Annotated in this window: 20 protein-coding genes and 1 riboswitch; of the genes, 10 read left to right on the top strand and 10 right to left on the bottom strand. The window is 54.8% G+C overall.

The features are described from left to right. Window positions 1-29: 29 nt before the first annotated feature. Window positions 30-803, bottom strand: coding sequence for an NAD(+) diphosphatase (gene nudC / locus LJA86_RS22080; RefSeq protein WP_229226726.1), 774 nt, complete (start codon window positions 801-803; stop codon window positions 30-32). Window positions 804-898: 95 nt separating this feature from the next. Between nudC and LJA86_RS22075 the strand changes: the two genes are divergently transcribed. The 10 genes from LJA86_RS22075 (at window position 899) to LJA86_RS22030 (ending at window position 9,669) form a co-directional block, all read left to right on the top strand. Further along, the gene (locus tag LJA86_RS22075) at window positions 899-1,384 is read left to right on the top strand and encodes an Rsd/AlgQ family anti-sigma factor (protein WP_045909516.1); all 486 of its coding nucleotides are present in this window, start codon (window positions 899-901) and stop codon (window positions 1,382-1,384) included. Between the two features lie 54 nt (window positions 1,385-1,438). Then, window positions 1,439-1,547: riboswitch (TPP riboswitch) on the top strand. 79 nt (window positions 1,548-1,626) lie between these two features. After that, the gene (gene thiC / locus LJA86_RS22070) at window positions 1,627-3,522 is read left to right on the top strand and encodes a phosphomethylpyrimidine synthase ThiC (RefSeq protein ID WP_229226725.1); all 1,896 of its coding nucleotides are present in this window, start codon (window positions 1,627-1,629) and stop codon (window positions 3,520-3,522) included. Continuing rightward, the gene (thiE, locus tag LJA86_RS22065; protein ID WP_111968158.1) at window positions 3,522-4,157 is read left to right on the top strand and encodes a thiamine phosphate synthase; all 636 of its coding nucleotides are present in this window, start codon (window positions 3,522-3,524) and stop codon (window positions 4,155-4,157) included. Before thiC ends, thiE begins: the two co-directional genes overlap by 1 nt. Continuing rightward, the gene (locus tag LJA86_RS22060) at window positions 4,150-4,905 is read left to right on the top strand and encodes a HesA/MoeB/ThiF family protein (protein WP_229226724.1); all 756 of its coding nucleotides are present in this window, start codon (window positions 4,150-4,152) and stop codon (window positions 4,903-4,905) included. The genes thiE and LJA86_RS22060 overlap by 8 nt, the downstream gene beginning before the upstream one ends. Then, window positions 4,889-5,089 carry a sulfur carrier protein ThiS gene (thiS, locus tag LJA86_RS22055; RefSeq protein WP_032644502.1) on the top strand — a complete coding sequence of 67 codons (201 nt, stop codon included), beginning with the start codon at window positions 4,889-4,891 and terminating at the stop codon, window positions 5,087-5,089. Before LJA86_RS22060 ends, thiS begins: the two co-directional genes overlap by 17 nt. Before the next feature lies 1 nt (window position 5,090). Continuing rightward, window positions 5,091-5,861, top strand: coding sequence for a thiazole synthase (gene thiG, locus LJA86_RS22050; RefSeq protein WP_048226928.1), 771 nt, complete (start codon window positions 5,091-5,093; stop codon window positions 5,859-5,861). Next, window positions 5,858-6,985, top strand: coding sequence for a 2-iminoacetate synthase ThiH (gene thiH, locus LJA86_RS22045; protein ID WP_229226723.1), 1,128 nt, complete (start codon window positions 5,858-5,860; stop codon window positions 6,983-6,985). Before thiG ends, thiH begins: the two co-directional genes overlap by 4 nt. Window positions 6,986-7,321: 336 nt before the next feature. Further along, on the top strand, window positions 7,322-8,863 hold the full coding sequence (locus LJA86_RS22040) for a sensor domain-containing diguanylate cyclase (protein ID WP_048030764.1): 1,542 nt from the start codon (window positions 7,322-7,324) through the stop codon (window positions 8,861-8,863). A gap of 180 nt (window positions 8,864-9,043) precedes the next feature. Continuing rightward, window positions 9,044-9,352, top strand: a complete 309-nt coding sequence (locus LJA86_RS22035; protein ID WP_008503456.1) for a PTS sugar transporter subunit IIB — start codon at window positions 9,044-9,046, stop codon at window positions 9,350-9,352. Then, window positions 9,352-9,669 (top strand): PTS lactose/cellobiose transporter subunit IIA, encoded by a 318-nt coding sequence (locus tag LJA86_RS22030; protein ID WP_008503455.1) that lies wholly within the window; start codon window positions 9,352-9,354, stop codon window positions 9,667-9,669. The genes LJA86_RS22035 and LJA86_RS22030 overlap by 1 nt, the downstream gene beginning before the upstream one ends. Before the next feature lie 57 nt (window positions 9,670-9,726). Here LJA86_RS22030 and rpoC read toward each other — a convergent pair whose 3' ends face one another. From rpoC to LJA86_RS21985, 9 genes are all read right to left on the bottom strand, one after another. Continuing rightward, a complete protein-coding gene (gene rpoC, locus LJA86_RS22025; protein ID WP_045909523.1) occupies window positions 9,727-13,950 on the bottom strand; it encodes a DNA-directed RNA polymerase subunit beta' in 4,224 nt (1,407 codons plus the stop codon). Window positions 13,951-14,026: 76 nt separating this feature from the next. Next, window positions 14,027-18,055, bottom strand: a complete 4,029-nt coding sequence (gene rpoB / locus LJA86_RS22020; protein WP_045909524.1) for a DNA-directed RNA polymerase subunit beta — start codon at window positions 18,053-18,055, stop codon at window positions 14,027-14,029. A 319-nt stretch (window positions 18,056-18,374) separates the two neighbouring features. Further along, window positions 18,375-18,740, bottom strand: a complete 366-nt coding sequence (rplL, locus tag LJA86_RS22015; protein ID WP_002445276.1) for a 50S ribosomal protein L7/L12 — start codon at window positions 18,738-18,740, stop codon at window positions 18,375-18,377. Window positions 18,741-18,806: 66 nt separating this feature from the next. Next, the gene (gene rplJ, locus LJA86_RS22010; protein ID WP_003862338.1) at window positions 18,807-19,304 is read right to left on the bottom strand and encodes a 50S ribosomal protein L10; all 498 of its coding nucleotides are present in this window, start codon (window positions 19,302-19,304) and stop codon (window positions 18,807-18,809) included. 291 nt (window positions 19,305-19,595) lie between these two features. Further along, the gene (gene rplA, locus LJA86_RS22005) at window positions 19,596-20,300 is read right to left on the bottom strand and encodes a 50S ribosomal protein L1 (protein ID WP_006810530.1); all 705 of its coding nucleotides are present in this window, start codon (window positions 20,298-20,300) and stop codon (window positions 19,596-19,598) included. A gap of 3 nt (window positions 20,301-20,303) precedes the next feature. Beyond that, entirely contained in the window at window positions 20,304-20,732 is a 429-nt protein-coding gene (rplK, locus tag LJA86_RS22000; RefSeq protein ID WP_008503452.1) for a 50S ribosomal protein L11, read from the bottom strand. A gap of 155 nt (window positions 20,733-20,887) precedes the next feature. After that, a complete protein-coding gene (nusG, locus tag LJA86_RS21995) occupies window positions 20,888-21,433 on the bottom strand; it encodes a transcription termination/antitermination protein NusG (RefSeq protein ID WP_003862341.1) in 546 nt (181 codons plus the stop codon). 1 nt (window position 21,434) lies between these two features. Beyond that, on the bottom strand, window positions 21,435-21,818 hold the full coding sequence (secE, locus tag LJA86_RS21990; protein ID WP_003862342.1) for a preprotein translocase subunit SecE: 384 nt from the start codon (window positions 21,816-21,818) through the stop codon (window positions 21,435-21,437). Window positions 21,819-22,047: 229 nt separating this feature from the next. After that, a partial coding sequence (locus LJA86_RS21985; RefSeq protein WP_074177387.1) for an EF-Tu/IF-2/RF-3 family GTPase occupies window positions 22,048-22,479 on the bottom strand: 432 nt, incomplete at its 5' end.

The raw sequence follows: 22,479 nt of genomic DNA, 5'->3' as shown, positions 1-22,479 counted from the left end.
TCCTTAAGCGTCATGGCCTCAGTGTAACACTACTCATACTCGGCCCGACACATCGCTACGGTATCTTCTATCAGCCGGCGCGCCACGGTGCCCGGCGGTGGTAACAGCGGTAAATCGTCGTAGCGATACCAGTTCGCTTCCAGCAGCTCTTTCTGATCGATAACGATCTCGCCGCTGTCGTATTCGGCCATAAAGGCCGTCATCAGCGACTGCGGGAACGGCCACGGCTGGGAGGTAACGTAGCGCAGGTTCTTCACTTTGATCCCGCTCTCCTCCATCACCTCGCGCGCTACCGCCTGCTCCAGCGTTTCGCCCACCTCGACGAAGCCGGCCAGCACGGTGTGAACGCCGTTGCGATGGCGGGTATGCTGCGCCAGCAAAATAGAATCATCCCGGCGGATAGCGACGATGATGCACGGCGCAATCTGCGGATAGTAGCGCTCGCGGCAGTGGCTGCAGAGCATCGCCCACTCGGTTTTGCTCGGACGCATGGTATGACCGCAATAGCCGCAGTATTTATGCGAGCGGTAAAACTCCGCCAGCTGCACGCCGCGCCCCGCCAGCTGGAACAAGCCCACGTCCAGATCCAACACCTGGCGAACGGATCCCATATCCTGACGACGCGCTTGCTGGATCAACCACACGGGCTCACCCTGCCACTCGCCGATCTTTAGCGCTGGCTGGCCCACGAGATCGAACGTTTCCGCTGCACCGTAGGGCAGTTCACCACCGGGCAACCATAATTTTTGTTCGTGGCTGACGATCCACCAACCCAGATCTGATTTTTCAATAATACGATCCATATCTATTGCACTACCTTCGCTTCACTGACATGTTGTTAGCATTGTGGTTACATTCTGGATAAGCAGATTCAATCCTACACTTTGCGGAGTCGACCATGTTAAACCAGCTAGAAAGCCTGACTGAGCGCGTTAGAGGAAGTAACAAACTGGTGGATCGCTGGCTTCATGTGCGCAAGCATCTACTCGTGGCTTATTACAATCTGGTCGGCATTAAGCCTGGCAAAGAATCGTTTATGCGGCTGAACGAAAAAGCGCTGGATGATTTTTGTCAGGGCCTGGTCGACTATCTGTCCGACGGCCATTTCAATATTTATGAACGCATTATCCGCGAAATGGAAGGGACAACGCCGTATTTAGCGGCCAGCAAACTCTATCCGCTGCTGGAGGCCAACACCCAGCAGATCATGGATTACTATGATTCCACGCTCGAGAATGCCATCGATCACGATAACTACCTTGAGTTTCAGCGGGCGTTATCCGACCTCGGTGAAGCGCTGGAGGAGCGATTCACGCTGGAAGATAGGCTGATTAGCCTCGTCCTGGATGCCAGTCCCGAAGATAACGTCGCGCGCCCGGCTTGAGTTATTAATCGTTAACGAGTAATTTACAGCCATTCGCCCCTCTCACGAGGGGGATTTTTCTTGTCGGAGTGCCCAGAGCGAAAGCCGGGCTGAGACCGTTAATTCGGGATCCGCGGAACCTGATCAGGTTAATACCTGCGAAGGGAACAAGAGTCACACTGCTGTTGTATCGCCCCCCGGGCGATCCTCTCTTGCTTCATCCGTCGTCTGACAAGCCATGTCCTTCACTTTTGGAATGAGCTATGTCTACTGCAAAACTGACCCGCCGCGAACAGCGCGCACAGGCCCAACACTTCATCGACACCCTGGAAGGCACCGCTTTCCCGAACTCGAAACGCATCTACATTTCCGGCTCGCAGGCCGATATCCGCGTCCCGATGCGCGAAATCCATCTCAGCCCGACGCTTATCGGCGGCAGCAAAGAGAATCCGCAGTATGAAGACAACGAAGCCATACCGGTGTATGACACCTCCGGCCCGTACGGCGATCCCTCTGTTACGATCAACGTTCAGCAGGGTCTGGCAAAGCTGCGCCAGCCGTGGATTGAGGCGCGTAACGACTGCGAAGAACTGAGCGTTCGCAGTTCTGCGTACACCAAAGAACGCCTGGCCGACGACGGTCTGGACGGTCTGCGCTTTACCGGCCTGCTGACGCCAAAACGTGCCAAAGCGGGCAAATGCGTGACCCAGCTGCACTACGCCCGCCAGGGTATCGTCACGCCGGAGATGGAGTTCATCGCCATCCGCGAGAACATGGGCCGCGAGCGTATCCGCAGCGAAGTGCTGCGCTACCAGCATCCGGGAGAGGGCTTTGGCGCGCGCCTGCCAGAGAACATCACGCCGGAATTTGTGCGTGACGAAGTGGCCGCCGGGCGCGCGATTATCCCCGCCAACATTAACCACCCGGAATCCGAGCCGATGATTATTGGCCGCAACTTCCTGGTGAAGGTCAACGCTAACATCGGTAACTCGGCCGTCACCTCCTCCATCGAAGAAGAGGTGGAAAAGCTGGTCTGGTCAACGCGCTGGGGTGCGGACACGGTAATGGATCTCTCCACCGGCCGCTATATTCACGAAACCCGCGAGTGGATCCTGCGTAACAGCCCGGTTCCGATTGGCACCGTCCCGATTTATCAGGCGCTGGAGAAGGTCAACGGCATTGCCGAAGACCTGACCTGGGAAGCGTTCCGCGACACGCTGCTGGAGCAGGCCGAGCAGGGCGTCGACTACTTCACCATTCACGCGGGCGTGCTGCTGCGCTACGTGCCGATGACCGCGAAGCGTCTGACCGGTATCGTCTCGCGCGGCGGTTCGATCATGGCGAAGTGGTGCCTCTCCCATCACCAGGAGAACTTCCTCTACGAACACTTCCGCGAGATCTGCGAAATCTGCGCCGCTTATGACGTCTCCCTCTCGCTGGGCGACGGCCTGCGCCCGGGCTCCATCCGTGACGCCAACGACGAAGCGCAGTTTGCCGAGCTGCACACGCTGGGCGAACTGACCAAAATCGCCTGGGAGTATGACGTGCAGGTGATGATTGAAGGCCCAGGACACGTGCCGATGCAGATGATCCGCCGCAACATGACCGAAGAGCTGGAGCACTGCCACGAAGCGCCGTTCTACACCCTGGGACCGTTGACCACCGATATTGCGCCGGGTTACGACCACTTCACGTCAGGCATTGGCGCGGCGATGATCGGCTGGTTCGGCTGCGCCATGCTCTGCTACGTGACGCCGAAAGAGCACCTCGGCCTGCCAAACAAAGAGGACGTGAAGCAGGGGCTGATTACCTACAAAATTGCCGCCCACGCGGCGGATCTGGCCAAAGGCCACCCGGGCGCGCAAATCCGCGATAACGCCATGTCGAAGGCGCGCTTTGAATTCCGCTGGGAAGATCAGTTCAACCTGGCGCTGGACCCGTTCACCGCCCGCGCCTACCACGACGAAACCCTGCCGCAGGAATCGGGCAAAGTCGCGCACTTCTGCTCCATGTGCGGACCAAAATTCTGCTCGATGAAAATCAGCCAGGAAGTGCGCGACTACGCCGCCACGCAAACCATTGAAGTGGGTATGGCGGACATGTCTGAAACCTTCCGCGCCAAAGGCGGCGAAATCTACCTCAAAAAAGAGGAGGCGTAATGTACCAGCCCGATTTCCCACCCGTCCCCTACCGTTTAGGGCTCTATCCGGTGGTGGACAGCGTGGCGTGGTTAGCGCGACTGCTGGAGGCAGGCGTTCGCACCCTCCAGCTGCGCATCAAGGATAAGCGCGATGACGAGGTGGAAGCCGATGTGGTTGCCGCCATTGCGCTGGGGCGTCGGTATAACGCCCGGCTGTTTATCAACGACTACTGGCGGCTAGCCGTTAAGCACCGGGCGTACGGCGTGCATCTGGGTCAGGAGGACCTGGAAACAACGGATCTGAGCGCAATCCGTGAAGCCGGGCTGCGTCTTGGCGTGTCAACGCACGATGACATGGAGATCGACGTGGCCCTGGCGGCCCGTCCCTCATACATCGCGCTCGGTCACGTCTTCCCGACGCAAACCAAGCAGATGCCCTCCGCACCGCAGGGTCTGATGCAGCTGGCGAGTCACGTTAAACGCCTTGCCGATTACCCCACCGTCGCCATCGGCGGAATCAGCCTTGAACGTGCCCCGGCGGTGCTGGAGACCGGCGTCGGCAGCATCGCCGTCGTCAGCGCTATCACCCAGGCGGCAGACTGGCGGTCCGCCACCGAACAGCTTTTACAGCTGGCAGGAGCAGGCGATGAATGATCGCGACTTTATGCGCTACAGCCGTCAGATCCTGCTGGAGGATATCGCCATCGACGGCCAGCAAAAACTGCTCGCCAGCCGGGTGCTGATTGTTGGCCTGGGGGGACTAGGTGCACCCGCCGCGCTCTATCTGGCAGGTGCGGGTATCGGCACGCTGGTGCTGGCCGACGACGATGAGGTCCACCTCAGCAACCTGCAGCGGCAAATCCTCTTTACTACCGACGATATCAACCAGACGAAAGCGAAAATCACCCGGCAGCGGCTGAACCAGCTTAACCCGGATATCGAGCTGATTGCCTTACAGGAGCGTCTTAGCGGTGAAAGCCTGCACCGTGAAGTCGCCCTTGCCGACGTGGTGCTGGACTGTACCGACAACATGGCGACGCGCCAGGCGATCAACGCCGCGTGCGTGGCAAATCATACGCCGCTTATTACCGCTAGCGCGGTGGGGTTCGGCGGGCAAATGATGGTTCTGACGCCACCGTGGACGCAGGGCTGCTATCGCTGCCTGTGGCCGGACGATGCCGAGCCGACGCGCAACTGCCGTACGGCGGGTATTCTGGGTCCGGTGGTCGGCGTGATGGGCACCATGCAGGCGCTGGAGACTATCAAGCTGCTCAGCGGCATGGAGACGGAACGCAATACGCTGCGGCTGTTTGATGCCCGCTCCAGCGGCTGGCGCCAGCTGGCGTTACGCCGCGCCAGCCGCTGCCCGGTATGCGGAGGCCGCGATGCGCATTCTGTTTAACGATGAGCCGATGAGATGCGACGACGGGCTTACCGTTGCCGCACTGCTCGACAAGCTGCGTCAGCTCAAGCCGGGAACGGCGCTGGCGCTCAATCAACAGATCCTGCCGCGCGAGCAGTGGGAACATCAGCAGGTCAATGAAGGCGACCAGATCCTGCTGTTTCAGGTTATCGCAGGGGGCTGAGATGTTACGTATTGCCGATAAGGTTTTTGATTCGCATCTGTTTACCGGAACCGGAAAATTCGCCTCGCCGCAGCTGATGGTGGATGCCATTCGTGAAAGCGGCAGCCAGCTGGTGACGCTGGCGCTCAAGCGCGTGGATCTGCGCCATCACAGCGATGCCATTCTGGCTCCGTTGCTGGAAGCAGGCGTGACGCTGCTGCCCAACACCTCCGGAGCGAAAACCGCCGAAGAGGCGATTTTCGCCGCACAGCTGGCGCGTGAAGCGCTCGGCACCCGCTGGCTGAAGCTGGAAATCCATCCGGATGCCCGCTGGCTGCTGCCCGACCCGATTGAAACGCTGAAAGCGGCTGAAAAGCTGGTTCAGCAAGGGTTTACCGTCCTGCCTTACTGCGGGGCAGACCCGGTGCTGTGCAAACGTCTGGAAGAGGTCGGCTGCGCCGCCGTCATGCCGCTGGGGGCCCCCATTGGCTCCAACCAGGGGCTGGAAACCCGCGCGATGCTGGAAATCATTATTGAGCAGGCTACCGTGCCGGTGGTGGTTGATGCGGGCATTGGCGTGCCCAGCCATGCCGCGCAGGCGCTGGAAATGGGGGCTGACGCGGTGCTGGTCAATACGGCTATCGCGGTTGCCGACGATCCGGTCATGATGGCGCGGGCGTTCCGCCTGGCCGTGGAGGCCGGCCTGCTGGCAAGGGGATCAGGTCCCGGCTCGCGCAGTTTCCAGGCGCAGGCCACCAGCCCGCTGACCGGTTTTCTGGAGGCGATCTCATGAGCACGTTTACCGAGCGCTGGCGACAGCTTAACTGGGACGACATTGCCCTGCGCATTAACAGCAAAACGGCGGCTGACGTGGAGCGCGCGCTGCATGCCCGTCAGCTGACCCGCGAGGATCTGATGGCCCTGCTCTCCCCGGCGGCCAGCGCGTACCTCGAACCGATGGCTCAGCGAGCGCAGCGGCTCACCCGCCAGCGTTTTGGCAACACGGTGAGCTTCTACGTGCCGCTCTATCTCTCCAACCTGTGCGCCAATGACTGCACCTACTGCGGCTTCTCCATGAGCAACCACATCAGGCGTAAAACGCTTGATGCGGGTGAGATTGCCCGTGAGTGTGCAGCCATCCGTGAAATGGGCTTTGAACATCTTCTGCTGGTCACGGGCGAGCATCAGGGGAAGGTGGGAATGGACTATTTCCGTCGGCATCTTCCTGCCATTCGTCGTCAGTTTGCGTCGTTGCAGATGGAAGTGCAGCCTCTGTCGCAGGAGGAGTACGCGGAGCTCAAAACGCTCGGGCTGGACGGCGTTATGGTCTATCAGGAAACCTACAATGAGGCGACGTACGCCCGGCACCACCTGAAAGGCAAGAAACAGGATTTCTTTTTCCGCCTGGAAACGCCGGACAGGCTGGGTCGCGCCGGCATCGACAAAATCGGTCTGGGTGCGCTGATCGGGCTCTCCGACAGCTGGCGGGTGGATTGTTACATGGTGGCGGAACATCTGCTTTGGCTTCAACAGCGCTACTGGCAGAGCCGTTATTCCATCTCCTTCCCGCGCCTGCGTCCCTGCGCGGGAGGAATTGAACCGGCTTCTCTGATGGATGAACGCCAGCTGGTGCAGACCATCTGCGCGTTTCGCCTGCTCGCCCCGGAAGTGGAATTATCGCTTTCAACGCGCGAGTCCCCGGCGTTTCGCGATCGCGTTATCCCGCTTGCGATTAACAACGTCAGCGCATTTTCCAAAACGCAGCCTGGCGGCTACGCCGACGATCGTCCGGAGCTGGAACAGTTTGTACCGCATGATGGCCGACGTCCGGAAGCGGTCGCTGCCGCCCTGACGGCGCAGGGTCTTCAGCCTGTCTGGAAAGACTGGGACAGCTGGCTGGGAAGAGCCTCGCAGTGACGTTGAAACGCACTGCAACACGTTAAAAAATTATCGAGGCGCAACGAAAAGGCAAAACCGGAGGATTGTCAGCGATCGTCCGGTTTTTTATTGTCACACGGTCAGCAACGGATGCTGACCAGGGCGAAAAGCTTCTTCCTCGTTTCGCCCTGCCTCTGGTGCATTACACAAACGGTCCCTGCCAGTTTAATAAGTATTTTCTTAATGGTTCTTAAGATAAATCATCCCGTCAGAAATCGTGTGCCGTATAATTCACCGCTAACCGCAGGACAGCGACTATGCTGAGAGGATATCGGCAGACGAAAAGTATTCACCATCAGGAACGATGTACAGCTCATGGCACTTCACAGCAAAAAGCTCTCTTTTACCCGGCCCATTATGCTCAGCTTCGCGGGGATCCTCTGCAGTTTTGCGGTGATCGCGATCGCGGTGACGCTTTCGCAACGGAAGGATTTTCTTGAGGATTATCATAAGATCAATAGCAACTTCACGCATAACCTGGCGGTGAACTACACCGAATCTATCCTGCGTGAAAACGACTATATCCTGGGCCGTTCCGCGATGTACTTTGCGCGCGACGACAGGCTAAACGAGACGCTCAACGTCAATCCGACGCAGGGACTGCAGATGATGATGCATCTGCAGAACCTGATGCCGACCGTCTCCTCCATCTCGCTGGCGGACACGCAAGGGCATTATCTCCGCGCACCGGAAGTGCTCCCCACGGAGACGAGTAAAACCTTCGATCCCCGGACGCGACCGTGGTTTGTCGCTCAGGCGGAAGCCAGCATCTTCAGCCACTATACCCGTCCTTACATGGACTACTTCACCGGCCATCCGACGGTGACGCTTTATAAGCCTTTGATATCGCCTGAAGGGAGGCTGAAGGGAACGCTCGCTTTCCATCTCGATTTGACCTCAATGGGCTTCACCCTGCGTCAGATGGTGGCGCCCGTTCAGGGGGAATTCTTCGTCGTCGAACGCGATGGTGCCGTGGTGCTGCATCCAGATACCGGCGCGCTCTTCAAGCAGTACGTGAGCGAAGCGCTGATGGACAAAATGACCAGCGGCGAAGGTCATCTTTACGACAAGAAAAGCAACGCCTGGTATTACTACTACTCGTTTACCAACCCGGACTGGTTTGTCATCTACCGGGTATCCGGCGCGACGCTCACCGATATTACCCGCCACGAAACGACGATCGTTGGCTGGGGGTTTGCGCTGGCGGCCATCATCATCATCCTTTTCGGCTTATACCTCCGCCACGCCTCGCGTAGCGTGTTGATGCACATTATCAATGCCATCAAAACCGGCGATGTCAGCGAGGCGCCGCGCCTGGAAGCGATGCTGAGCCACACGATTCAGTCCAATAAAGAGCGCGAAATGGCGTATGTGCGCCAGGCCACCCACGATGCGCTGACGGGCTGTAAAAACCGCCGCGCGTTCGACAGCGATGTCGCAGAGCTGCTGAATACCCAGCAGCCTTTCGCGATGGCGCTGGTGGATATCGATAACTTCAAGTCAATTAACGACACGCTGGGTCACCTGACCGGTGATATCGTTCTGCGCAACGTGGCTCGGGAAGGGATCCAGATTATGCAGCCACATCATGTTTCGGTTTACCGTTATGGTGGAGAAGAGTTCGCGGTCATCTTCCAGGCGGAGCAGATGTCTTCCGCGCTCTCCTTGCTGGAAGCGTGGCGTACCGCCGTTGAAAATCGCGTCTGGCGGGAAGAAAACCTGCGCGTTACGTTCAGCGGTGGTCTTGGAGAGTGGCATTTTGAGCCGCTGGAACAATTCGTCGGAAGCGTTGATAACGCCCTCTACAGCGCCAAACAGCAGGGAAAAAACCGCATCATTCGCACATCCATCAGCTAATCCTCTCTCCTTCACCCTGCCCGTTTCGACGGGCCGGGTACCCGCCAGTGTAAAATTGTAACCGGTTTCAGAAAATCGCCTGTTTCTTTGTGATGCCTGACACACAATCGCGGTAAAGCGGTTGTTGAAGCGGTCTGCACGGGATAATTATCAATAAACACATGTAGATCGAGGCTGATTATGAAGAACATCGTTTTATGCTGTGCAGCGGGAATGTCAACCAGCATGCTGGTTCAACGTATGAAAGATGCCGCGCAGAAAAAAGGGGTTGAAGTCACCATTAAAGCCGTTCCGGTTGCGGAGTTTAAAGACAACATCGCGACGGCCGACATCGTATTACTGGGGCCACAGGTTAAATACGAGCAGGCTAAATTACAGGCACAGGCCGACCCGTTAGGTAAAAAGGTCGCGGTGATCGACATGATGGATTACGGCATGATGAAAGGTGATGCCGTACTGGATAAAGCGCTCAAACTTCTGGAGTCATAATGGAAGACTTAGAAACCACGATTATGGAACTGCTTGTTAACGCAGGTGCAGCGCGCAGTGCGGCCCTGACGGCGTTGCAGATGGCGCGTAAAGGTGAGTTTGACGAAGCTGAAAAAGCGATGGAAGAGTCGCGTGAATATGTGAAGCATGCGCACACCATACAGACGCAGCTTATTGGTCTTGATGAGGGGACCGGGAAACTTCCGGTTAACCTGATCACCGTCCACTCTCAGGATCACCTGATGAACGCCATGGTCATTCAGGACCTGGCAGGCGATATGATTGAGCTTTATCGCCGGATCCCGTTAGTGAATTGAAAACATGCAGATGTAAAAAAACCCGCCGAGGCGGGTTTTTTATTAGCGGCTCAACGATTACTCGTTGTCAGAACCACCCAGACCTGCGTTCAGCAGTTCTGCCAGGCTCGCGGATGCATCTTCAGCAGTCACCTGCGGTGCAGCTGGCAGTTCGCCCGCAGCACGACGACGCATACGATCCTGATGGTACGCATAACCGGTACCAGCCGGGATCAGACGACCCACGATAACGTTCTCTTTCAGACCGCGCAGTTCATCACGTTTACCTGCAACAGCGGCTTCGGTCAGGACACGAGTCGTTTCCTGGAACGATGCTGCAGAGATGAAGGACTCGGTTGCCAGAGACGCTTTGGTGATACCCAGCAGATCGCGCGAGAAGGTCGCACCGATTTTGCCGTTCGCTTCCAGTTCGCGGTTAGCGATCTTGACGCGTGAGTATTCAACCTGCTCGCCTTCCAGGAACTCGGAGCTGCCTGCGTTTTCGATGGTTGCTTTACGCAGCATCTGACGAACGATAACTTCAATGTGCTTATCGTTAATCTTAACGCCCTGCAGACGGTAAACGTCCTGTACTTCGTTGGTGATGTAACGCGTTACCGCATGTACGCCACGAAGACGCAGAATGTCGTGCGGCGCTTCTGGACCATCGGAAACCACGTCACCACGTTCTACACGTTCACCTTCGAACACGTTGAGCTGACGCCACTTAGGAATCATCTCTTCGTACGGTTCGCTGCCATCTACTGGTGTGATAACCAGACGGCGTTTACCTTTGGTCTCTTTACCGAAGGAGATGATACCGCTGATTTCAGCCAGGATTGCAGGCTCTTTCGGACGACGCGCTTCGAACAGGTCCGCAACGCGTGGCAGACCACCGGTGATGTCCTTGGTACCGCCGGATTCCTGAGGAATACGCGCCAGGGTGTCACCAGAGCTGATCTGTACGCCATCTTCCAGCTGTACAATCGCTTTACCCGGCAGGAAGTACTGCGCAGGCATATCGGTACCTGGGATCAGAACGTCGTTACCCTGAGCATCAACGATTTTCAGTGCAGGACGCAGATCTTTACCACCGGTAGTACGTTCAGCAGAATCCAGAACCACCAGAGAAGACAGACCGGTCAGCTCGTCGGTCTGACGAGTAATGGTCTGGCCGTCAATCATGTCAGTGAAGCGGATGAAACCACTTACTTCGGTGATAACCGGCATGGTGTGCGGATCCCAGTTTGCAACGGTTTCACCGCCGGCAACTTGCTCGCCATCACCTTTCGCCATAACCGCACCGTAAGGCACTTTATAGCTCTCTTTGGTACGACCGAATTCGTCGATCAGCTTCAGCTCGGTGTTACGGGAAGTGATGACCAGTTTACCGCTGGAGTTCACAACCGACTTCGCGTTGCTGAGCTTGATGCTACCTTTGTTTTTCACCTGGATGCTGGATTCAGCAGCCGCACGAGATGCCGCACCACCGATGTGGAACGTACGCATCGTCAGCTGTGTACCCGGCTCACCGATGGACTGTGCCGCGATAACGCCGATGGCTTCACCTTTGTTAATGATGTGGCCACGCGCCAGGTCACGACCGTAGCAGTGTGCACATACACCAAAGTCGGTGTCACAGGATACAACGGAACGAACTTTCACGGAGTCAACAGAGTTCGCTTCCAGCAGGTCACACCAATGCTCGTGCAGCAGCGTGTTGCGTGGAACCAGAATGTCTGCCGTACCCGGCTTCAGAATGTCTTCCGCGGTTACACGACCCAGAACGCGATCGCGCAGTGGCTCTTTAACATCACCACCCTCGATAACCGGGGTCATGGTGATACCTTCGAGGGTGCCACAATCGTCTTCGGTCACAACCAGGTCCTGTGCAACGTCAACCAGACGACGCGTCAGATAACCGGAGTTCGCTGTTTTCAGTGCGGTATCCGCCAGACCTTTACGCGCACCGTGCGTGGAGATGAAGTACTGGAGTACGTTCAGACCTTCACGGAAGTTCGCGGTGATTGGCGTTTCGATGATGGAGCCATCTGGCTTCGCCATCAGACCACGCATACCTGCCAGCTGACGAATCTGTGCTGCAGAACCACGCGCACCGGAGTCGGCCATCATGTAAATGCTGTTGAAGGAAACCTGCTGCTCTTCTACGCCGTCACGGTTAATCACGGTTTCGGTCTGCAGGTTATCCATCATCGCTTTGGATACACGATCGTTCGCCGCGGCCCAGATATCGATAACTTTGTTATAGCGTTCGCCCGCGGTAACCAGACCAGACTGGAACTGCTCCTGGATCTCAGCAACTTCAGCTTCCGCTTCAGAGATGATCTCGTGTTTCTTCTCTGGGATGACCATGTCATCGATACCAACAGATGCACCTGAACGCGCTGCATACGCAAAGCCGGTGTACATTGTCTGGTCAGCGAAGATAACGGTCGGCTTCAGACCCAGAATGCGGTAACAGGTGTTCAGCATTTTGGAGATCGCTTTCTTGCCCAGCGCCTGGTTGACGATGGAGAAAGGCAGACCTTTCGGTACGATCATCCACAGAATGGCACGGCCAACGGTCGTGTCTTTCAGGCTGGTTTTCGCAACGAATTCGCCGTTTGCATCTTTTTCGTATTCGGTGATACGCACTTTAACGCGCGCATGCAGAGAGGCCAGGCCAGCGCGATAAATACGCTCAGCTTCTTTCGGGCCAGTCAGCACCATGCCTTCGCCTTTGGCGTTAACACAGTCACGGGTCATGTAGTACAGACCCAGTACAACGTCCTGAGAAGGAACAATGATTGGCTCACCGTTCGCTGGAGACAGGATGTTGTTGGTAGACATCATCAGCGCACGCGCTTCGAGCTGGGCTTCCAGCGTCAGCGGTACGTGAACAGCCATCTGGTCACCATCGAAGTCGGCGTTATATGCCGCACAAACCAGCGGGTGCAGCTGAATAGCTTTACCTTCGATCAGGACCGGCTCAAATGCCTGGATACCCAGACGGTGCAGGGTTGGTGCACGGTTCAGCAGTACTGGGTGTTCGCGGATCACTTCGTCCAGGATATCCCAAACGACAGCTTCTTCACGCTCAACCATTTTCTTAGCGGCTTTGATGGTGGTGGCCAGGCCACGCAGTTCCAGCTTGCCGTAGATGAATGGTTTGAACAGCTCCAGTGCCATTTTCTTCGGCAGACCGCACTGATGCAGACGCAGGTATGGACCTACGGTGATTACAGAACGACCGGAGTAGTCAACACGCTTACCGAGCAGGTTCTGACGGAAACGACCCTGTTTACCTTTGATCATGTCGGCCAAAGATTTCAGAGGACGTTTGTTAGAACCGGTGATCGCACGACCACGACGACCGTTATCCAGCAGAGCATCTACCGCTTCCTGCAGCATACGTTTTTCGTTGCGTACGATGATGTCCGGCGCAGCCAGATCCAGCAGACGTTTCAGACGGTTGTTACGGTTGATCACGCGACGATACAGATCGTTCAGATCGGACGTTGCGAAACGACCACCATCCAGCGGAACCAGTGGACGCAGATCTGGCGGCAGAACCGGCAGAACGGTCAGGATCATCCACTCTGGCTTGTTACCAGACTGAACGAACGCTTCCAGCAGTTTGATACGCTTGGTCAGCTTTTTACGCTTGGTTTCGGAGTTGGTTTCGTTCAGCTCTTCACGCAGCTGCTCGCACTCTTGCTCCAGATCCATGCTCTTCAGCAGGGCCTGAATAGCTTCCGCACCCATCTTCGCGTCGAATTCGTCACCGAACTCTTCCAGCGCGTCCAGATACTGCTCTTCAGTCAGGATCTGATGACGTTCCAGGTTCGTCATCCCGCCTTCGATAACCACATAAGATTCGAAGTACAGAACACGTTCGATATCACGCAGCGGCATATCCAGCAGCAGACCGATACGGGAAGGCAGGGATTTCAGGAACCAGATGTGAGCAGTTGGAGACGCCAGCTCGATGTGGCCCATACGCTCACGGCGTACTTTGGTCTGGGTCACTTCAACGCCGCACTTCTCACAGATCACACCACGGTGTTTCAGGCGCTTGTACTTACCGCACAGGCACTCGTAATCTTTTACTGGCCCGAAAATACGCGCACAGAAAAGGCCGTCACGCTCAGGTTTGAACGTACGGTAGTTGATGGTTTCCGGCTTTTTAACTTCACCGAAAGACCATGAACGGATCATGTCTGGCGAAGCCAGAGCAATTTTGATCGCATCAAACTCTTCGGTTTTAGTCTGCGCTTTCAGAAACTTTAATAAATCTTTCACGGATTTGCTCCCGTCGGAGTTAGCACAATCCGGTGCCGGGGATTAACCCGGCACCAGTGACCTGTTTGAGCGAGAATTACTCGTCTTCCAGTTCGATGTTGATACCCAGCGAACGAATCTCTTTCAACAGAACGTTGAAGGATTCTGGCATGCCCGGTTCCATCTGATGGTTGCCGTCCACGATGTTTTTATACATCTTGGTACGACCGTTCACGTCATCAGACTTAACGGTGAGCATTTCCTGCAGGGTGTATGCCGCGCCGTATGCTTCCAGCGCCCACACTTCCATCTCCCCGAAGCGCTGACCACCGAACTGTGCCTTACCACCCAGCGGCTGCTGAGTAACCAGGCTGTAAGAACCGGTAGAACGAGCGTGCATCTTGTCGTCGACCAGGTGGTTCAGTTTCAGCATGTACATGTAACCTACGGTTACCGGACGTTCGAACTGTTCACCGGTACGGCCGTCAAACAGCGTAATCTGACCAGACGTTGGCAGACCACCCAGTTGCAGCAGCTCTTTAATTTCAGCTTCTTTTGCACCGTCGAATACCGGCGTTGCAATTGGCATACCTTTGCGCAGGTTCTCTGCCAGACGCAGCACTTCTTCATCGCTGAAGGTGTTCAGGTCGACTTTCTGACGCACGTCGGTACCCAGATCGTAGGCACGCTGGATGAATTCGCGCAGTTTCGCGACTTCCTGCTGCTGTTTCAGCATGGCGTTAATCTTGTCGCCGATGCCTTTCGCAGCCATACCCAGGTGAGTTTCCAGGATCTGACCAATGTTCATACGAGACGGTACGCCCAGTGGGTTCAGTACGATATCTACCGGCGTACCGTTAGCATCGTGCGGCATATCTTCGATCGGGTTGATCTTAGAGATAACACCCTTGTTACCGTGACGACCTGCCATCTTATCACCAGGCTGGATCTGACGTTTAACAGCCAGATACACCTTAACAATCTTCAGCACGCCTGGTGCCAGATCGTCGCCCTGAGTGATTTTGCGGCGTTTCGCTTCGAGTTTTTTCTCGAACTCGTGTTTCAGTTCGTCATACTGCTCAGCCAGCTGTTCCAGCTGATTTTGTTTCTCTTCGTCGGTCAGGCCCAGTTCCAGCCAGCGATCGCGTGGCAGTTTGTCGAGCTTCTCAGCTTCAACGCCACCGGCAACCAGCACCGCATAGATACGGCTGAACAGACCCGCTTCGAGGATCTGCAGTTCTTCAGACAGGTCTTTCTTAGCCTGTTTGAGCTGCATCTCTTCGATTTCCAGCGCACGCTTATCTTTCTCAACGCCGTCACGAGTGAAGACCTGAACGTCGATAACCGTACCGGAAACACCGTTTGGTACGCGCAGAGAAGAGTCTTTAACGTCAGACGCTTTCTCACCGAAGATGGCACGCAGCAGTTTCTCTTCTGGCGTCAGCTGGGTTTCACCTTTAGGCGTAACCTTACCTACCAGAATGTCGCCGCCGGTCACTTCCGCACCGATGTAAACGATACCGGATTCATCCAGTTTGGAGAGCGCAGCTTCACCCACGTTAGGGATGTCAGCGGTGATCTCTTCTGGCCCCAGCTTGGTGTCACGGGACACACATGCCAGTTCCTGAATGTGGATGGTGGTGAAACGATCTTCCTGAACCACACGCTCGGAGACGAGGATGGAGTCTTCGAAGTTGTAACCGTTCCACGGCATGAACGCTACGCGCATGTTCTGACCGAGCGCCAGTTCACCGAGGTCGGTGGACGGACCGTCTGCCAGCACGTCGCCGCGCTCAACTGGCTCACCCAGAGATACGCAAGGCATCTGGTTGATACAGGTGTTCTGGTTAGAACGGGTGTATTTGGTCAGGTTATAAATGTCGATACCTGCTTCGCCCGGATACATCTCGTCTTCGTTAACTTTGATAACGATACGGGATGCGTCGACGTACTGAACGGTACCGCCACGCTTAGCAACTGCAGTAACACCGGAGTCAACGGCAACAGCACGTTCCATACCAGTACCAACCAGCGGCTTATCAGCACGCAGAGTTGGAACGGCCTGACGTTGCATGTTCGCACCCATCAATGCACGGTTGGCGTCATCGTGTTCCAGGAACGGGATCAGGGACGCACCGACGGATACCACCTGCTGGGTGGATACGTCCATGTAGTCAACCTGGTCGCGGCTGAACAAGCTGGATTCGCCTTTGCTACGGCAGGTCACCAGATCTTCTACAAAGTGGCCTTCGTCATCCAGGTTGGAGTTCGCCTGAGCGATAACGTAGTTGCCTTCTTCGATAGCAGACAGGTAGTGAATTTCGTCGGTTACAACACCGTCAGTCACTTTACGGTACGGCGTCTCAAGGAAACCGTATTCGTTCGTCTGTGCGTACACGGACAGGGAGTTGATCAGACCGATGTTTGGACCTTCAGGCGTTTCGATTGGACATACGCGACCGTAGTGCGTCGGGTGTACGTCTCGAACTTCAAAGCCTGCACGTTCACGGGTCAGACCGCCTGGGCCGAGTGCAGAGATACGACGTTTGTGCGTAATCTCAGACAGCGGGTTGTTCTGGTCCATGAACTGAGACAGCTGGCTGGAACCAAAGAACTCTTTCACTGCTGCAGAAATCGGCTTGGCGTTGATCATATCCTGAGGCATCAGGGTATCCAGATCGCCCAGAGACAGACGCTCTTTCACCGCACGCTCTACACGCACCAGGCCAACGCGGAACTGGTTTTCCGCCATTTCGCCGACGGAACGGATACGACGGTTGCCGAGGTGGTCGATATCGTCCACTTCGCCTTTACCGTTACGGATATCGATGAGCTTCTTCATCACTTCGATGATGTCGTCTTTGCTCAGGATACCGGAACCTTCAATTTCGTCGCGCAGCAGAGAACGGTTGAACTTCATACGACCAACCGCAGACAGATCGTAGCGGTCTTCGGAGAAGAACAGATTCTCGAACAGGCTTTCCGCCGCTTCGCGAGTTGGTGGCTCACCAGGACGCATCATGCGGTAGATTTCAACCAGCGCACTCAGACGATCGGTCGTTGGGTCGACGCGTACCGTCTCAGAGATGTACGGACCGTGGTCCAGATCGTTGGTGAACAGCGTTTCGATACGTTTGTGGCCAGCCTGACTCAGCTTAGCCAGCAGATCCAGGCTCAGCTCCATGTTCGCCGGGCAGATCAGCTCGCCAGTTGATTCATCAACGTAATCTTTCGCGGCTACTTTTCCTGCAATGTATTCAACCGGAACTTCGATGTGTTTGATATCATCTTTTTCCAGCTGGCGGATGTGGCGCGCGGTGATACGGCGACCTTTTTCCACATACACTTTGCCGTCGGCTTCGATGTCGAACGACGCGGTCTCACCACGCAGACGTTCCGGCACCAGCTCCATCTGCAGCTTGTTGTCGCGGATTTCAAAGATCACTTTCTCAAAGAACAGGTCCAGGATCTGCTCAGTGGTATAGTTCAGTGCACGCAGAATGATGGTTGCAGGCAGTTTACGACGACGGTCGATACGGACAAACAGGTTGTCTTTTGGATCGAACTCGAAGTCCAGCCAGGAACCACGGTAAGGAATGATGCGTGCGTTATACAGTACTTTACCGGAAGAGTGTGTTTTACCTTTATCGCTGTCGAAGAAGACGCCCGGGCTACGATGCAGCTGGGAAACGATAACACGCTCAGTACCGTTGATAACGAAAGTACCGTTGTCAGTCATGAGTGGAATTTCACCCATGTAGACTTCTTGTTCTTTAATGTCTTTTACGGTGCCTTCCGGCGCTTCGCGCTCGTAGATCACCAGACGCAGTTTTACGCGCAGCGGTGCGGAATAGGTCACGCCACGGATCTGACATTCCTGAACGTCAAACACCGGTTCGCCAAGGCGGTAGCTGACGTACTGCAGCTCGGAGTTACCGCTGTAGCTCTGAATCGGGAACACGGAGCGGAAGGCTGCTTCCAGACCGTACTGCCCTTCAGGATCTTGCTCGATAAACTTCTGGAACGAGTCAAGCTGGATAGAAAGGAGATATGGAATGTCCAGAACTTGTGGACGTTTACCAAAATCCTTACGAATACGTTTTTTCTCGGTATAGGAGTAAACCATAGGGTTCCTCAGCTCGCTGACAAGTCGACCCATCTGTCCGACGAAGGGACAGTTTGTGCAACACCATTTTGTGGACCGGAAAATTGAATACTTTCCGCAATACCTGTTGCTATCACGCTTAAATCATTTCGTCGCGATTTACACAGAGCGAGCACCCTGTCGCAATATATTAAGTCGTCGATAGAAACATGCATTGTCAGGACAATCAGCAGTCAAACAGTGTGAAATGCTACTGATGCCTTACAGCGCAAAAAGGCTGGTGACTAAAAAGTCACCAGCCATCAGCCTAATGACTTAGGCTGCAACCAGAAAAGTTGGCTTATTTAACTTCAACTTCAGCGCCAGCTTCTTCCAGAGATTTTTTCAGTGCTTCTGCGTCGTCTTTGCTCACGCCTTCTTTCAGCGCAGCTGGAGCAGATTCTACCAGGTCTTTAGCTTCTTTCAGACCCAGGCCAGTTGCGCCACGTACTGCTTTGATAACAGCAACTTTGTTCGCGCCAGCAGCTTTCAGAATTACGTCGAATTCAGTTTTTTCTTCAGCAGCTTCAGCCGGGCCCGCAGCTACAGCTACAGCAGCAGCAGCAGAAACACCGAATTTTTCTTCCATTGCAGAAACCAGCTCTACAACGTCCATTACGGACATAGCTGCTACTGCTTCAATGATTTGATCTTTAGTGATAGACATTTAAATTGTTCCTGAAAATCAGAATAAGTTTATACGTAAGCAAATGCTTTATAAAGATAACTGCGATTAAGCAGCTTCTTTCGCATCGCGTACAGCAGCCAGAGTGCGAACCAGTTTGCCAGCCGCAGCTTCTTTCATGGTTGCCATCAGGCGTGCAATTGCTTCTTCGTAGGTCGGCAGGGTTGCCAGGCGATCGATTTGCGATGCCGGGATCAACTCACCTTCAAAGGCTGCAGCTTTGACCTCAAATTTTGCATTCGCTTTCGCGAACTCTTTGAACAGACGAGCAGCAGCGCCCGGGTGTTCCATAGAGTATGCAATCAGGGTCGGACCAACAAACGTGTCTTTCAGGCACTCGAACTGAGTACCTTCAACTACGCGGCGCAGCAGGGTGTTACGAACAACACGCATGTATACGCCAGCTTCACGACCTGCTTTACGCAGTTCAGTCATTTTGTCTACAGTAACGCCACGGGAATCCGCAACTACTGCAGACAGCGCGCCTTTGGCTACTTCGCTGACTTCAGCAACAATCGCTTGTTTGTCTTGAAGATTTAAAGCCATTAGCTTTGCTCCTGGATGTTTGCCGGAACTCATGTTCCGGAACTCACTTCACTCTTCCCAACGGAAAGAGCGTCTTAATACGGTGAGCAGAAACAAGCCAGAGTATCCAAAAATAATCTTAGCGTTCTGTCACCGTCTACGCAGGGGATTAAGTCTCTTGCGAAACACCTGCGGTCTTCGACGGAGGCCTGGATTAGGCCAGGCTCCAACGAACAAATCTTTTAGCCGCTAACTTTTGTTAGCAAACGTGGGGGTAAGATTGTAGACAAAATCACCGCCCACGTAAAGGCATTAGTTTGCAGCAGCGCTCAGGCCAGCCTGGTCAACTGCAACACCTGCACCCATGGTGGTGGAGATGCTAACTTTCTTGATGTACACGCCTTTCGCCTGAGTTGGTTTTGCTTTTTTCAGCGCAACCAGCAGAGCTTCCAGGTTTTCTTTCAGTTTGTCAGCGTCAAAGTCCACTTTACCGATGGTGGTGTGGATGATGCCGTTTTTGTCGTTACGATAACGAACCTGACCTGCTTTAGCGTTCTTAACCGCTTCAGCAACGTTAGGAGTTACAGTACCCACTTTCGGGTTTGGCATCAGGCCGCGTGGACCCAGAACCTGGCCCAGCTGGCCAACAACGCGCATTGCATCTGGAGAAGCAATAACAACGTCAAAGTTCATTTCGCCTTTCTTGATCTGATCAGCCAGATCTTCCATACCTACCAGTTCAGCGCCGGCAGCTTTAGCAGCTTCAGCGTTTGCACCCTGAGCAAATACAGCTACACGAACGGAACGGCCAGTACCGTGTGGCAGTACAGTTGCGCCACGAACGTTCTGATCAGATTTACGCGCGTCGATGCCCAGGTTAACGGCAACGTCAACGCTTTCAACGAACTTAGCAGTTGCCAGTTCTTTCAGCAGAGCGATAGCTTCGTTGATGTCGTACTGTTTGGTCGCATCAACTTTGTCACGGATCACGGACATGCGCTTGGTCAGTTTAGCCATTTCTTAGTCCTCCACTACCAGGCCCATGGAACGTGCAGTACCTTCGATTGAGCGAGTCATCGCTTCAATGTCGGCACCAGTCATGTCGGCAGCTTTGGTCTGCGCGATTTCCTGCAGCTGAGCGCGGGAAATTTTACCCACTTTGTCTTTGTTCGGTTTACCGGAACCAGACTTGATACCAGCCGCTTTCTTCAGCAGAACTGCTGCTGGAGGGGTTTTGGTAACGAAAGTGAAAGAACGGTCAGCGTAAACAGTGATTACGACTGGGATTGGCAGACCTTTTTCCAGGGATTCAGTTTTTGCGTTGAACGCTTTACAGAATTCCATGATGTTCACACCCTGCTGACCCAGAGCTGGACCAACTGGTGGACTTGGGTTCGCCATACCAGCTGCAACCTGCAGCTTGACGTAGGCTTGTACTTTCTTAGCCATTCTAAAATCCTCTGATTGGGTAATAGCGCCTCAATGAGGCTCCCCGTGAATAAAATTCGTTTTACGGGCCGGGCCCATAAAAACAAAAGGCGCGAAATTGTATTCCAATCTCGCGCCCTGTGCAACGATTAAATCGTCGCTTTTTTGATCGCTGCTTAGGCTTTTTCGACCTGAGCAAAGTCCAGTTCTACCGGGGTCGCACGACCGAAGATAGATACCGAAACTTTCAGGCGGGACTTCTCGTAGTCCACTTCTTCAACGACGCCGTTAAAGTCAGCAAACGGACCGTCATTAACACGCACCATTTCACCCGGTTCAAACAGCGTTTTCGGACGCGGCTTATCACCAACCTGCTGCAGGCGGTTCATAATCGCATCCACTTCTTTGTCGCTGATTGGCGCCGGACGGTCAGACGTGCCGCCGATAAAGCCCATCACGCGCGGTACGCTGCGCACCAGGTGCCAGCTCGCGTCGTTCATCACCATCTGAACCAGCACGTAACCCGGGAAGAATTTGCGTTCGCTTTTGCGACGCTGGCCGCCACGGATCTCGACCACTTCTTCGGTCGGAACCATAACTTCGCCAAATAACTCTTCCATGTTGTGTAATTTGATATGCTCACGCAGCGACGTTGCTACGCGGCCTTCAAAACCGGAAAACGCCTGAACGACGTACCAGCGCTTTTTAGGGGCTTCAGACATCTCAGAACCTCAGGCCAGTGATAAAGGATACCAGGCGAACCAGAATACCATCCAGTCCCCACAGGATCAGTGACATTACAGCGGTAACCGCCGCTACGATCAGCGTGGTGTGCAATGTTTCCTGGCGAGTCGGCCAAATTACCTTACGGACTTCGGTACGCGCTTCGCGAGCAAAAGCGACAGTCGCTTTGCCTTTCGTCGTCAACAGCGCGACACCACCCGCTGCAGCAATCAGAATTACCACTGCAAGCGCGCGTAGCGGCAGCATCATGTCACGATAAAGGTAGTTGCCGACAATCGCTACGATCAGCAGAACGGCTACTACTACCCATTTCATCGCTTCCAGGCCGCGCCCGCTCCCTTGAGCTTCGGTATTCGCACTCATAAACCAACCTGTCAGAAGTATTCTACAAACATTTTCACCCCGCGATTGCGAGGCAAACCAAATCGAAATGCTAATTCGCTTTTCGAATTATACGCTCTCTGCAGAGCCTGTCTCAGCAATGATTATGACAAAAATAATCACTGATGAGCCAGGTTCTGACGTGAAAGCGTGCAAAAAGGGCATCAAATGATGCCCTTTTATTGCGCATTGCGTCAAATGTTATCAGCAATTAGCCGAGAACTTTAGCAACCACGCCCGCGCCAACGGTACGGCCGCCTTCACGGATTGCGAAACGCAGACCGTCGTCCATCGCGATTGGGTGGATCAGAGTCACAACCATCTTGATGTTGTCGCCTGGCATTACCATCTCAACGCCTTCTGGCAGTTCGATGGTACCGGTCACGTCAGTAGTACGGAAGTAGAACTGTGGACGGTAGCCTTTGAAGAACGGAGTATGACGGCCGCCTTCGTCTTTGGACAGGATGTACACTTCAGATTCGAACTTGGTGTGTGGCTTGATTGAGCCTGGCTTAGCCAGAACCTGACCACGTTCGATTTCTTCACGTTTGATACCACGCAGCAGAACACCAACGTTCTCACCAGCACGGCCTTCGTCCAGCAGTTTGCGGAACATTTCAACGCCAGTACAGGTAGACTTCGC

The organism is Enterobacter sp. TCD1-1 (assembly GCF_020567405.1).
Classification (GTDB): Bacteria; Pseudomonadota; Gammaproteobacteria; order Enterobacterales; family Enterobacteriaceae; genus Enterobacter; species Enterobacter quasiroggenkampii.
Note: the sequence above shows the minus strand (reverse complement) of the source record. Positions and strands in the feature narration are given on the sequence as shown.